This is a genomic window from Pseudalkalibacillus decolorationis, assembly GCF_024609785.1.
GTDB classification, from domain to species: domain Bacteria; phylum Bacillota; class Bacilli; order Bacillales; family Fictibacillaceae; genus Pseudalkalibacillus; species Pseudalkalibacillus decolorationis.
Genome location: NZ_JANHJQ010000019.1, coordinates 1 through 13,930 on the forward strand (window position 1 = coordinate 1; position 13,930 = coordinate 13,930).

12 protein-coding genes and 1 pseudogene are annotated in these 13,930 nt (G+C 35.7%); 6 read left to right on the forward strand and 7 right to left on the reverse strand.

From position 1 onward, the window contains the following. Positions 1 to 188, forward strand: a 188-nt coding sequence (locus tag NON16_RS17065) for a hypothetical protein (RefSeq protein WP_257350637.1), incomplete at its 5' end; no start/stop codon positions are given. 202 nt (positions 189 to 390) lie between these two features. On the opposite strand, the gene NON16_RS17070 is transcribed toward NON16_RS17065, so the two are convergent. Continuing rightward, on the reverse strand, positions 391 to 1,734 hold the full coding sequence (locus NON16_RS17070) for a sigma-54 interaction domain-containing protein (RefSeq protein ID WP_257350638.1): 1,344 nt from the start codon (positions 1,732 to 1,734) through the stop codon (positions 391 to 393). A gap of 70 nt (positions 1,735 to 1,804) precedes the next feature. Then, positions 1,805 to 2,359 (reverse strand): TetR/AcrR family transcriptional regulator, encoded by a 555-nt coding sequence (locus NON16_RS17075; RefSeq protein ID WP_257350639.1) that lies wholly within the window; start codon positions 2,357 to 2,359, stop codon positions 1,805 to 1,807. 278 nt (positions 2,360 to 2,637) lie between these two features. Between NON16_RS17075 and NON16_RS17080 the strand changes: the two genes are divergently transcribed. From NON16_RS17080 to NON16_RS17090, 3 genes are all read left to right on the forward strand, one after another. Continuing rightward, a complete protein-coding gene (locus NON16_RS17080; protein ID WP_257350718.1) occupies positions 2,638 to 4,110 on the forward strand; it encodes an aldehyde dehydrogenase family protein in 1,473 nt (490 codons plus the stop codon). A gap of 204 nt (positions 4,111 to 4,314) precedes the next feature. After that, positions 4,315 to 5,442 (forward strand): aromatic ring-hydroxylating oxygenase subunit alpha, encoded by a 1,128-nt coding sequence (locus NON16_RS17085; protein ID WP_257350640.1) that lies wholly within the window; start codon positions 4,315 to 4,317, stop codon positions 5,440 to 5,442. Beyond that, positions 5,435 to 6,817, forward strand: coding sequence for an APC family permease (locus tag NON16_RS17090; protein ID WP_257350641.1), 1,383 nt, complete (start codon positions 5,435 to 5,437; stop codon positions 6,815 to 6,817). The genes NON16_RS17085 and NON16_RS17090 overlap by 8 nt, the downstream gene beginning before the upstream one ends. 329 nt (positions 6,818 to 7,146) lie before the next feature. Here NON16_RS17090 and NON16_RS17095 read toward each other — a convergent pair whose 3' ends face one another. Together NON16_RS17095 and NON16_RS17100 are read right to left on the reverse strand one after the other, a co-directional pair. Further along, positions 7,147 to 8,193 carry an SDR family oxidoreductase gene (locus NON16_RS17095; protein WP_257350642.1) on the reverse strand — a complete coding sequence of 349 codons (1,047 nt, stop codon included), beginning with the start codon at positions 8,191 to 8,193 and terminating at the stop codon, positions 7,147 to 7,149. A gap of 407 nt (positions 8,194 to 8,600) precedes the next feature. Continuing rightward, a pseudogene (locus tag NON16_RS17100) lies at positions 8,601 to 8,759 on the reverse strand (helix-turn-helix domain-containing protein); the annotation flags it as partial. 208 nt (positions 8,760 to 8,967) lie between these two features. Between NON16_RS17100 and NON16_RS17105 the strand changes: the two are divergent. Next, on the forward strand, positions 8,968 to 10,065 hold the full coding sequence (locus tag NON16_RS17105) for a GerAB/ArcD/ProY family transporter (RefSeq protein WP_257350643.1): 1,098 nt from the start codon (positions 8,968 to 8,970) through the stop codon (positions 10,063 to 10,065). Between the two features lie 127 nt (positions 10,066 to 10,192). Here NON16_RS17105 and NON16_RS17110 read toward each other — a convergent pair whose 3' ends face one another. The 3 genes from NON16_RS17110 to NON16_RS17120 form a co-directional block, all read right to left on the reverse strand. Next, positions 10,193 to 10,378, reverse strand: coding sequence for a hypothetical protein (locus NON16_RS17110; protein ID WP_257350644.1), 186 nt, complete (start codon positions 10,376 to 10,378; stop codon positions 10,193 to 10,195). A gap of 334 nt (positions 10,379 to 10,712) precedes the next feature. Continuing rightward, complete coding sequence (locus NON16_RS17115) at positions 10,713 to 12,002, reverse strand: histidine--tRNA ligase (RefSeq protein WP_308216623.1); 1,290 nt, start codon at positions 12,000 to 12,002, stop codon at positions 10,713 to 10,715. 469 nt (positions 12,003 to 12,471) lie between these two features. Continuing rightward, complete coding sequence (locus NON16_RS17120) at positions 12,472 to 12,996, reverse strand: SRPBCC family protein (protein WP_257350645.1); 525 nt, start codon at positions 12,994 to 12,996, stop codon at positions 12,472 to 12,474. Positions 12,997 to 13,380: 384 nt separating this feature from the next. On the opposite strand from NON16_RS17120, the gene NON16_RS25710 reads away from it, so the two are divergent. Beyond that, complete coding sequence (locus NON16_RS25710) at positions 13,381 to 13,566, forward strand: YfhD family protein (protein WP_372508835.1); 186 nt, start codon at positions 13,381 to 13,383, stop codon at positions 13,564 to 13,566. Positions 13,567 to 13,930: the final 364 nt, after the last annotated feature.

Consider the following 13,930-nt stretch of genomic DNA (forward strand, 5'->3'; position numbering starts at 1 on the left):
AATTACGTCTACAGTGTGGAGGCATTATCCACACTGTAGATGTGTTTATGTTTAAAAATACTGGTTCCCCTACCGTTAAAGTGGTTCTATCTTTCCGTGATAAGTGCTCATTTTGTCCGAGAAAGTGGTTCTATTTAAACGAAATATTCACGAGTGCAATTGTTATACAAAATAACCACTCTTTATAGTCTCAGGAGTTCGAGCAAATGGTTTTAATAAACTGGATTTGAAATGTGACAATCTAATAAATCCAAGTTTTATAATCGATAATCAAGTTTTTTGGTATTTTCCTCTCCACAAGAAAGTGCTATTCACTCCGAAGGAATTTAAAAAATAACTGCTTTAGAGAGAAAATAATGTGATTGATTACATCAGTCTATGAAGAATTATTCATTCGCAGTATTTCCTAATCAACCTTGAAGCTTTTGATTGACTAATTTGAAGAAATTCTGCTACTTTTCGGGAATTTTCAAATCGATTGTATGTTTCCGTTATTAATTTCTCTTCAAATTCTTCTAATGATTTCTCAAAAGAAGTAAAAATGGTTTGTTGCATTCGATTACAATTTTGTTGATAAAGATTTTCAGGGATATCATTCATATCAATAACATCATCCGAAACAATTACCAATTTTTCTATAAGATTTTCTAATTGTCTTACGTTTCCGGGCCAAGTGTATGCACTAAAAAATTGATACACCCTTTTTGAAAAGCTACGCTTAACATTAAATTTAATATTGTATTTTTCTAAAAAATAATTTGTTAGAGGAACAATATCATTTTTACGATCTCGTAATGGTGGAAGTTTTATATCAATAATATTTAATCTATAATAAAGATCCTCTCGAAATTCATTACGCTTAACCATTTGACTTAAATTTCGATTGGTAGCACCAATAATACGTATATCGACCTTCTTTGATTTTGTTCCACCAATAGGAATAAACTCTCGATCCTGTATAACTTGTAATAGTTTAGCTTGGGTAATGGGAGATAGTTCACCAATTTCATCGAGAAATAATGTTCCATTATCGGCGGCTTCTATTAAACCTATTTTTCCAGATTTATTAGCACCTGTAAAAGCTCCATCAGTATAGCCGAAAAGCTCTGATTCTAGTAAATTTTCTGGTAATGCTGCACAATTAATGACAATAAAAGGTTTCTTGTCTCTTAAGCTTATTTGATGAATATATTTTGCTAAAAGTCCTTTGCCAGTACCCGATTCGCCATATATCATTACGGTTGTGTCAACACGGGCAATTTTTTTACATATCTTGATTATCTTATTCATATCCTCATCCCGTGAGGTAAATGTAATGTTTGAATCTTTGTTTGATTTTCTCTGCCTTTTTTCATATTGTTTTTCTTTTCCTCTTTGGCTAATCATAATCACCACATATTCAATAGATTGATTAGCGTTATGCAGTGGGATAGTAGATATTCTCATTTCGATTTCATTTATATGTACATAATTAAAAATTTTCGGTTTTTTATGTTCAATTACTGAATCCGTAATATTATTATTTTTAAATAAAACTCTTTCCTTTTTTTTGAAATCGCTACCGATTAACTTGGATTTGGGTGTTCCGAAGATTTGTTCAAATTCTCGATTAACAAATATTATTGTGTGTTGATCATCGATAACTAATATACCATCTGATGCAAAATCAATGATTGTTTCTAAAATTTCTTTTTTGTTGCCAGAATAATTAACCTTTTCATTTAAATTTTGCATATGATCATTCACCCCTCTTTCAGTAAGAAGCATAAATATAAACAGCTTGCACAATAAATAAGATAAAACATTATTTTTTTGCAGAATTTATCAATTCAGAAAGAGTTTCATAAAGTTGATCACGTAATGTTTTATCTATTGGGGCTAAACCAAAAAGCTCTGAGAACCATAACCCATCTGTTGTTAATCGAACGATCGTGGCTATAACAGGATTAATTTGATCATTTTCTAATTGATTCTGCCAAATTTCGTAATATTCTTTTGCAGGTTTTAGAAGGTCAGGATTATTAACAAGCGCAGCTAGCAGCGCTACACTAAGCTCGTTTTCTTCTTGATCATGCATAAGAAAAGTAGTTTTTAAATAGGATTGTGTTCGTCCGCCAAGTTTACCTTCATTTTCGTATTCTTGATTAAGCTGACTATCAAAATTGTTAAACAGTTGTTTTACCATAGCTTCAATTAATAATTCTTTCGTTGAAAAATGGTAAAATACTGCTCCCTTACTAATTCCCGCCTTATCGGCTACTGCTTCCATGGTCATTTTCGTTATCCCTTTCGATCGAACTAAATAATAGGCTGCTTCAATAATTTTTTCTTTTGTGGGTTTATTTTGTGTTGTAATCATTTTCCTCACCTCTTATTTTCGTAATTTTCTGTAACATTATTGTACCGCCTGGTCAGTATAGTTGTCAATTTTGACATGATAAGTAAATAAGCAATTTTATGATCAAATTTGATTCAATCAAGTCAAAATTGATTAATTTGACTAGTTGTAATTATTAAAAAATGCACTAAATACATGGATTTTTTAAGTTGGAATGATTATTGCAATTGATTATTGTGAGTAGAATTTAATGATTAAATTACTTTAAGGAGGAATAATCAATGTCAGTACTAACAAATGTGATGGATTTAAAATTGTATATTAACGGGGAATGGCGATCATCCAGGAATAAAGAAAGTGCAGATATTATTAATCCAGCGACACAAGAAATTGTAGCAAAATCTCCAAGAGGGACAAAAGAGGACACAGAAGAAGCAATTAAAGCTGCAAAAGAAGCATTTGAAAGCGGTGTATGGTCAGGGAAAACCGCTCAGGAGCGTGCAAAGTATCTATTTAAAATTGCGGATAAATTAGATGAAAAACATAATGAACTAGTTAAGCTTGAAGTAATGGATAATGGAAAAACAAAAGCAGAAGCTAGCTTTGATATAAATGACGCTGCTACTTGCTTTCGATACTATGCTGGTCTTATTACGAAACCTGATGGAGAAACATATGATGTTCCTGAACCGGTACAAGCTATGGTTGTTCGTGAACCAGTAGGGGTTGCAGGATTGATTGTGCCGTGGAATTTCCCAATGCTTATGAGTGTATGGAAAATTGCACCGGCACTTGCAGCAGGTAATACCATCGTATTTAAACCAGCAGAAATCACACCGGTAACGGCAACAAAGCTTTTTGAAATTATGGAAGAAGCAGGTATTCCTAAAGGTGTTGTCAACATGGTAATGGGGGAAGGATCTGTTGTCGGTCAAACTATATCTGAAAGCAATGATGTGGATGTAGTATCTTTTACTGGTAGTACTGAAATAGGACGCCGTGTTATGCGAGCAGCTGCCGGCAACATGAAGAAAATTTCGTTAGAGTTAGGTGGGAAATCGCCAAACATTATCTTTGATGATGCTGACTTTGAAACAGCTATAGATTACGGTTTATTTGGAATTTTCTTTGGAGCAGGTCAAGTATGTTCCGCTGGAAGTCGTATCATTGTTCAAGAAGATATCTATGATAAATATGTGGAACGATTAGTGGAACGAGCAAAGAATATTAAAGTGGGACCTGGAAACCAAGAAGGCGTTGAAATGGGTGCGATTGTTAGCGAAAAACAATTAAATCGTATTCTAAAATACATCAAAATCGGTAAACAAGAAGGAGCAACATTGGCACTTGGCGGCAATCGACTCACCAAAAACGGAATGGATAAAGGGTACTTTATCGAGCCAACGATCTTTACAAATGTAACTTCTGATATGCGTATCGTTCAAGAAGAAATTTTTGGTCCAGTCGTTGTCATTCAAAAATTTAAAGAGGAAGAGGAAGCAATTAAACTTGCAAATGATACAGATTTTGGGCTTGCAGGTGCGGTATTCTCTCAAGATGGTGCAAAAGCATTACGTGTTATTAAGAAAGTACGTGCTGGTATTACATGGGTAAACACGTATCATCCAACTTTCAATGAAGCACCTTGGGGAGGATATAAGCAAAGTGGTATCGGACGAAGCCTAGGCACTTACGGTTTAGAAGATTTCCAGGAAGTTAAGCAAATCAATATTAATCTAGCTGTTGAACCAGTTGGTTGGTTTAAAAATTAATAATACACATTATAGAGCGTGTTCAAAAAGGAGGATAAAAAGAGCCGAGAAGTTCGAGGCGCGAAAAGTCTCGAGGACCGGAACGTATGCTATTAATACGTGAGGACCGAAGAGACCGAGCAACGAAGAAATTCGACAGCTATTTTTACCGGACTTTTTGAACAACCTCTTATAGTAAAAATTGATCAAAGGGGTGGAATAATCATGGATGTCAAACTAAATCATCGTTACAAAGCTGATGCACAACAATCGTATACATTACCGTCATCTTATTATACGAACGAAGCAATTTTTAATATGGAAAAAGAAAAGGTTTTTTGTAAAAATTGGATTTTTGCAGGGCATATTGAAAAGGTTTCCGAACCTGGTGAATATTTCACCTTTCAAATTTTTGATCAAAATATCATGATCATTAAAGGTGCAGATAAAACCATTAGAGGTTTCTATAATGTATGCCCGCATCGAGGACATGAATTGGTTGAAGGTGAAGGGAAAAAATCAATTATTTCCTGTCCTTATCATGCATGGACTTTTCACCTTGATGGTCAGTTTAATCGAGGTCGTGCAGTTGATCAAATACAAAACTTTGATAACAATGAAGCCTGTTTAACCGCAGTTCGAGTGGAAGTGTTTTTAAATTTTATCTTTGTTAATCTTGATCCTAATGCAAAGTCATTACGGGAAATGATGCCTGGATTAGAAGGCGAAATTCGTGCTAACATTCCGAAGTTGGATCAACTGACCTTGTCTCATCGTATAAAATATGATATTAAAGCGAACTGGAAAAATGTTGTTGACAATTATCTTGAATGCAATCACTGTCAAGTAGCACACCCTCAGTTTGTCGAGTTAGTAGATATGAAAAGTTACAAAATCAATGCAGATGAGTATTATATCTCACAAACGAGTAAAGGAAAACAAACATTGAATTGCAATGTGAATAATGAAACTAGTAATGAAGATGTCGAAACCTATTTATCTTATTGGTTATGGCCAACTTTGGCTATCGACATTATGCCAGGTGAAACAGGGTTAATTATCATGTATATTGAACCTGATGGGCCAGAGAACACTATCGAACATTTGGAATTTTATTATTTAACGAAGGAACCATCTGCAGAAGGTTGGGCGAATATTGAATATCAAGATAAAGTGTTAACACCAGAAGATATTGCATTAGTAGAAAGTGTTCAGCGTGGACTTCATTCAAAAGGATATGTAGATGGCCGATATGTAGTGGATAATGGCCATACTTCTATTAGTGAGCATGGGGTCCATCACTTTCATGGTTTAGTCTTGAAAGCATTGGAGGGTTTTAAGAAAAATGAATAAGTTAAAAAGACGGTTAAAACTTATCCATGTTTTTGTCCTTGGTCTAGCTCTTTTAACACCTTCAACGGTATTTGACACTTTTGGAATCGCGTCCCTTGCTACTAAGGGACACGTTCCTCTAGTATATATCTTTGCAATGTTTGCAATCCTTTTTACGGTCTTCAGCTATGTTCATATGGTTAAGGCCTTTCCAAGTGCAGGTTCAGCCTACACTTATGTACAAAAGACATTTCATCCAAATGTTGGATTTCTTGTCGGATGGTCTTCTTTATGTGACTATCTTTTCCTACCTATGCTTTATGCTTTAGCTATAAAAATTTATATGGCAGCTTATTTTCCTGGGATACCCGAATGGTTATGGGTAGTATTACCAATCTTGATCATTAGTACAGCTAATTTATTCAATATTAGAGTTGCTTTATCACTTAGTACAGTCTTTGTTTTCTTACAAATATTAATTTCTGCTGTTTTCGTTGCACTACTCATTCGGGGAATTATCATTAGTGATAGTTCTGGACATGTATTTTCATTAGAACCGCTTTATTCAGCAAATCTAACTTTTTCAACTGTACTATCTGGAGTCACTATTCTAGCTTATTCATTTATTGGATTTGACGCCATGAGTACACTGGCTGAAGAAACAATTAACCCTACTAAAACGATTCCGAGAGCTATGATAGCTTTAGCCTTATATATAGGTCTGTCTTATTCGATAATTACGTATTTCATGCAAGTTCATTATCCCGATGTTACGATATTTTCAGATCCAGAAGCGGCAGCAGCTGAAATAGCGCCCCAAATTGGAGGTATGTTGTTTGCTTCGATTTTTTTGGGCGTTATCATTTCCAGTAATATTTCAGGTGGTATTGCTGCCCAATTGAGTATTTCCCGTCTACTATATGCAATGGGAAGGGACAACGTTCTACCGCGAAAAATCTTTGGATATGTTTCGCCAAAGTCTGGTGTTCCTATTAACAATATACTAATATCCGGATTTATTGCTTTAACTGCTGTATTTTTCGATCTCGTTACAGCTGCATCATTTATAAGTTTTGGTGCATTTACAGCTTTTACATTTGTTAATTTATCGGTAATTGTGTATTACTATGTTCAAAATAAGAGAAGGTCTTCAAAAGATACCGTGTTGTATTTAATTTCACCATTAATAGGCATTAGTTTTCTAGCGATTATGTGGTACAACATGGATGTACAAGCATTGATTTTAGGGGTTACTTGGAATATCATTGGCTTTGCATTCTTGCTTCATATTACAAAAATGTTTAAAAAACCAACGCCAATGTTTGTTTTCGATGAAACAGCTTCTACAAAGGAACCGGAGGCTGTTGATAGTCGTGTAGATAGTAATTTGAACTAACGATAATTTTCCGAATATTAAATTTACTTTAATTTTTGAGGATTTAGCAAAAATAAGAGCCTGTTATTGAAAAAGGATTGATCAAACAGGCTCTTGAAATGTTTTACAAGGAACCATTTTTATAAAGAAAACTTGACTAGCGCCAAGCCTTAGCGCGGACGATCGCCTTAGTTGCACTTATACTATAGAAAGTATTTTTATACTTTCTACACGTGTAAAAAAGTTTGATCACTTTCTGTCCGTATTATCAACTATACGCGCGATTACTGGAAATGATAAGTTGGAAGGAAAATTTCCCCTTAGTTTGATGGGCGAGGGTAATAACCCCATCACAATGTCTCCTTTTTCTTTTTTTGGAACCAAGTGTCCAGCAGAACCTGCTCTCTTTCCTGCGCTATTCCTGCTTTTCGTTCTGTATCCTGTCTCTCTTTCTCCCATTGATAAACATCATAAATCGTATCTTCAAGAGGTCGAAAGGAAAGACCAGCGTTAACTGCTTTTTCAACACTGATGGAAAAAGACCCTTTCCACGCTTCTGTTTCTCCCTCTAGCGGGAAGTATTCAGGTATCCATAATGGCATATCCGTCCATGGCTGTACTTTGTGCTCCAACATGAACTGTTCTTCTGCCCACACAAATTCGGAATCGCTGTTTGTAACAGCTTTACAGGTGTTCAATAGCTCTTCTATCGTCAATATATCGTTCGGACCTGTTACATTGAACGTACCTGCTGTTTTATTTTCAGCCATAATGAGCGCCCATGCAGCAACATCTTTTACGTCAATCAATTGGACAGGTCGATTTGAAGGTCCCGGCACTAATACTTTGCCACCTTGAGCGACACGTTGAACCCAGTACGGGAGCCGATCCGTATAGTCAAACGGTCCGACAAGCAGCCCAGCTCTAATGTGCAAAACACGCCCAGGCCAATGTTTCTCCGCTTCTGCTTCAGATAGTACTTTCAACTCGCCGTAATATTCATAAGGAGAAATTTTCCCCGCCTCAACGTCTTTCAATTTGTCATCCGGCAGCATGGATTGTAAATGGTAATCTTCCGTTATATTAAGCGGAATCCAATCTTTATAAACAGAGATGCTTGAAATGAATGTATAATGCTCGATGTTATCCCCAAGTACATCTGCAATTTTTTTGATTTGATGAGGAGCAAATCCGCATGTATCCATTACTATGTCCCATTTTCGATTTGCCAGAACTGATACATCACTGTCCCTGTTGCCGATCAGCTGTTCGACTTCAGGAAACGCCTCTTGATTAGTACCACGGTTAAATAAGGTAATTTCGTGTCCTCTTTTCAAGGCCTCTTCTACCAAAGCTCTTCCTAAAAAGCGAGTACCACCTACTATTAGAATCTTCATCGTTTTCCCCCATTCCCATTTGAAAACCTGTAAAAATATCTTTCTATTTATATAACAAATTTCCTTTGATAAAAGATATGGGTAGTATGAAAAAACTTGTATCCTTAGTGATAATTTTTTGAAATCCATTTTTTGCAAAATTCCAATTTAAAAGAGCATCCTTTTTACTTTATGTAGTTCAGTTTTTGTGGAGAAACTATAGAAATAACATATCAATTTTAAGACCAAATCGCATAGTGATTCGGTCTATTACATTTGTTGATATATATCAATAGTGTGGTGAACAAGTAAAGTTTGAAACAATCAAGGGTAAGCCTTCACGATACAAGTTAAGTGGTAAAAGCAGTAGAAGGGGTACGGAAACGATTCGAGGAATGAGGGGCCACATGTGCTGAAATTTCCAATTGTTAAGAATTATCTTTTTCCATTTCCTTTAGCTTGCGATAAAACGCAGCCTGACTGACCCCTGTTATCGAGCATATCTCCTTTACGGTTTTATCGGTGGTTTTACGTAATTCAATAGCATGATTCATTTCTGGATGTTTATCTGTATATTTTTTTACCCTTCATGGCAACGATTTTTAATTTATTGATTCACTTAGAAATCCACAACATTTTAAATGAAAAAAGTCAATTTCTGATTGATATCAGAATAGCCATACTTTTTCCTTTATTGCTTCAACTATTCCAACCCGTGCTAAAGAAAATGGATACATTATTTAATTAATGGAAAAGCTGATAATAACCATATTTCTATTAAAGAGGGTAAATACGATGCTTGAAAATGGTAAGATTTCAACCAGTCAATTTACAGTTTTAGTCACCTTTTTTATTATCGGCGGCAGTATTTTGTATGTACCTTCAGGGCTTGTTCACGGTGCTAAACAAGATGCTTGGATTGCAAATATACTCGTAGTAGGGATAGGGTTATTGTTAGTGTTATTGTATAATGCACTAGGAAGTTGTTTTCCGAATATGACCATAATAGAATATAGCGAGAAAATATTAGGGAAGTGGCTTGGAAGAGTCGTTTCGCTCATGTATTTTACTTATTTTTTTCTTAGTACTGCTAATTTCGTTCGACAAATCGGTGATTTTATGACTACACAAATTATGCCGGAAACACCCATAACAGCTATTCATATTCTGTTTTTCATGGTTGTTATAATGGGAGTACGTATTGGACTTGAACCCTTTTCACGAGCATCAGAGATTTTCTTTCCTTTAGTCGTGATGCTTGTTCTGATTTTAATTATTTCACTTTCCCCTCAAATTGAGTTTCAAAGTATACAGCCTGTACTTGAAGAAGGAATGAAACCTGTAATAGGAGTTGCTTTACATTCCCTTGGCAGTCCTTACTTACAACTAGTGTCATTGTTGATGTTATTTCCTTATGTCAACCAAACAAAAGAAGCCAAAAAATCATTTCTGTTTGGAACACTAATCGGTGGAACCGTTTTAATACTGGTTACTTCTTTAAGTATTTTGGTTCTCGGCACGGATAGCACAGAGAGGCATCAATTTGCAAGTTATGTTTTAGCGAGAAAAATAAACGTGGGTGACTTTTTGCAACGAATAGAAGCAGTTATGGCTTTTATTTGGTTCGTTACTATGTATTTCAAGATAACAATTTATTTTTATGTATCCGTTTTGAGCCTTTCCCAAGTGTTGAAACTAAAAGACTATCGTTTTCTAACTTACCCTCTGGGGATGATCACAATAGTTTTAGCTCTTGTGGTAAATGAAAATATAGTTGAGTCTAATAAACAAGCTGAATTCTGGACATCTTACTCTTTGCCATTTGGACTTTTTTTTCCCTTATTAATGTTCATTGTGTACAAAATTAAAAAAATAATCCAAACGGGGGAGTAACTGGGTTACTGTCGTAGGGTAAGGTAACGATACAGTAAACACTGATCCACTTTGCCATATATCAAAAAGCCTACATTCTTGTGAAATGGAATTGATGGCTTTTTTCTTCTTTAATTTATCAGGCCCGTTATTTCAACAACAGAAAATGCGCTTTTGCCAGTTTCCAGCTTCGTCTTTCATGTTGAGCTGAACATGTTTTTAAAAAATCTATCGTAGCATACATATCATCACGAAGCTTATTGTAAATCTCCCATGAGTTTCCCTCCCACCATCTTGAATCTCTACGGTTCATCATCCAGTGAATATCTAACATTTAAATCACTCTTTCATTTTGTTAAGGCCATACTTTTTTCTCTTGCTAGAGGTACTTCAAATGTAAGTTTAGGTGGTTTAAGGTTTAGATCAATGCGATATTTCCCAAACCGATTGACATCAATACAAGGAAAAGAATTAATTCGAAAAAATGTTAAATGTTTGAGATTTTACGAGTTTATAAGGAGAACATTATGACTTTAAAATTACTACTTTTCTTTACGAAATACATATCAATTACGTTTCAATTAATTTATACACGAATGCAACAAATGAGGAATGTAGTGTTTAAAATCCAATTTTTACTTCTTTCTATATCTATGATAAATAGCAGCTCACTTTTTACTAAACACGAAGGCTTGCATCCGTTCTTCTCCAGTGAACATGTTTTTAATTTTAATTTGATTATTTTTCACTTCGGTTTCACCGATGATTATAACGTTATTCACGTTCACTTTATTTGCTCGTTCTAAAGCTTTTCCTAATCTTTTATTGGTCATTTCAAGTTCGATCTTTTTACCTTGATCTCTTAGCTGTTTAGCCACTAATAGAGACTCTTTTAGGGTATTTACCGGAATAATGTAATAGTCAATTTCTGAGCTATCTAAAGAACCTTTAGCTGTTACCTCAAAGGCAGTATAAATAACATCTAACCCAAATGATATACCTACAGTCGAAAAGGTTTGGCTGCTCCCCATCAATCCCCCGATAGCATTATCATACCTTCCTCCACTACCGATGCTAGATGTAATAGCTTTATTGGTAAGAAAGATTTCATAAATCGTACCGGTATAAATTTCTAAGCCCCTAGCCAAAAAAGGATTGAATACACACTTTTCATCGGCACCAAGAACTTCTAAGAATTCCCTTAATTCCTTTAGTTCTTCTAAACCTTGTTCAATTTCATCATTTTTGGTCAGTAGGTTTTCAAAATAGTCTAATGTACGGTTATCTGGGTTCATTACGAACTGTCTAATGTCATCTGCTACCTTGACAAATAGTCCCTTTTCAATAAGCTCTGAAGAGACAGCCTCTATTCCTACTTTCTCTACTTTGTCTAACAGTAGGACTACCTCGTTAATCTTTTCAGTCGGGGTTTCAAACAATTTCAGCATTCCGACAAGTAAGTTTCGATTATTATATTGAATCGTGATATTTAGTTCTAATGCCTTGAATGCATCTAATGCCATTACCATTAATTCTGCTTCAGCGATTTGAGATTTCACTCCCACAATATCCACATCACACTGAGTAAACTCGCGAAATCTTCCTGTTTTTATGGGACCGTCTCGGAAAACCTTCCCAATCTCATACCTCTTAAACGGCATTTTAAGTTTCGGGTTCATTGCAACGACTTTAGCGAATGGGATTGTAAGGTCGTAGCGGAGTGCCAAGTCTCTTTCTCCTCTGTCGGATAGTGTGTACATCTCTTCTAAGATTTCTGCTCCGCCTCCATATTTTGAAGCGAGAAGACTTGTATAGTTTAAAATTGGTGTCTCTAGTGGTTTGCAGCCATATAGAATAAAAATATCTTCCAGGGTTCGTTTGACTTTTCTTCTAACAATCTCTGCTTCTGGCAAGTAATCTTGAGTTCCCTTTACATTTTGATAATTCATTTTCTTCATTCTCATTACCTCCAATTTTTATAAAAGAAATAAAAAACCGCACTCGATTTAAGTGTTAAACTTAAACAAATGCGGTTTATTAGAAATAGCCTTCCTATTTAAGATTTTTAAAAATCTATAGCAAGGCTAGCTGATATGATGATGTAATTTGGAGAAGGTTACATACTTTGTTAGTGGAAGCATTAGTTTCACCTCTAATTTTCATTCACTTTACCATAACTTTTAAATTGTTACAATTGATTCCTTCCAATAATAGCCCCCATTCGAACAATTGCCGTTACAATCCTTCCAGAATTCAAGGATCATAATTATACAGTCTATAAAGAAAACTTGGCTAGCGCCAAACCTTAGCGCAGGCGATCGCCTTAGTTGCGCTTATACTATAGAAAGTATTTTTTATACTTTCTTAACGTGTAAGAAAAGCGCAAGCGCCCTGTTTAGGTGCGACCATTTTCTTTTAATACCGTTCTTACTGCATCTCTTTAAGGACGTCATCAAGTCGCTCAAGTTGTGAGCTGAACCCTTCAACCACACCCATATCCATTACTTGCTGAAGATTCTCGACTGACGCAAATTGGGTACGCGATATGAGCTTCGTCTTTCCTTCGAATTCTTCAAACATCACCGTTATCAGCATCACTGGCATATTGTCCGATATATTCCCTTCTTCATCTGAAAACGCATCCGTATAGACAATTTTCTCAGGGGTGATAATTTCTTGGTATACCGCTTTTCCCCAAGATTTTTGTCCGTAATATTCTCCTTGATTCTTATCAATACACTCCATGCAATAATGCCATTCACCGTTAGGCTTGAACTCAAATTTACGATTCTCTGTTTGCCATCCTTTCGGCCCCCACCATCGAGCCAAATGGTCTGGCTCGGAAAACATTTTAAATACCAATTCCCGCGGTGCGTCAAGAATGCGCTCAATTACGAGATCTCGACCTTCTACTTTCGTTGTGAGCTTGTTTGTCACTTTGTTTTCAGACATAAACCTTCCTCCTATTTTTTAATTATAAAATAAACAGTCCGAAGTATTGATGCCGTATGTTAATTTCACTACAAGAGTAATTCTGTTTGTTTGTTTGATTTCCTTCCTCCACGGATTACTGTTAACAAATTTTATAAATCTCTTGATTTTTCATACATCAAGTTCCTCAAATCTAATCTAAATTTTCCTTAAGACAATCTAACGTCCTCAAATGTACAGTACTGTAACCTCTCTTCTTCTCAATAGTTTAAATCGATCATAACAAATACCACATTATGATTTTGATTTGTACCTATCGACCATTAGAGAAGTTAAAATTACCCTCACGAATAAATTTTGTAAGACTGATCCATATTATTTAGAAATACTTAGTATCGAAAGGAGATTTACTATGGACGAGGACATAAGCATTCACACCCAGCGAATGATAAGAATTCAAAAACATTGCCGCAAACGCCGAAAAAGGACATTGTCCAGAATAATGAAGATGTTGAGCTTGCCAAGGAGTTAACCTCACATTACGAATTAAAATCCAAGCCTGGAGTGGAACGCAAGGATGATACAAAGTAATAAACCAGGGAACGATTTTCTCTGGTTTTTATTTTTTATGTGCAATTGTTTAACTTTCAATGAAGGTCCTCTTCATTCCCTAGGTCACAGGTTTCGCCTTTCGAGCTATTCCCGGAGCTGATGTTACAGCCTACAGTCTAAGAAAAGGTGCTCAGTTTGGGCTTATGAATGCTTTAGCAAGCGAAGGAGAGCCCCATGGTATTGCAGTACAGTAGCAGCAACCCGTATATTCCGTGCAGAGGTGGGTCCGGGTGAGTTGACACCTGAATCTATTGCTCCTGGAGATGCGCTTCTAGCATCACAAAATTATACAGGAACGGGACAAGTGTTAGTAGCCCAGGGAGGCCGGTTTGCGATCGATAAA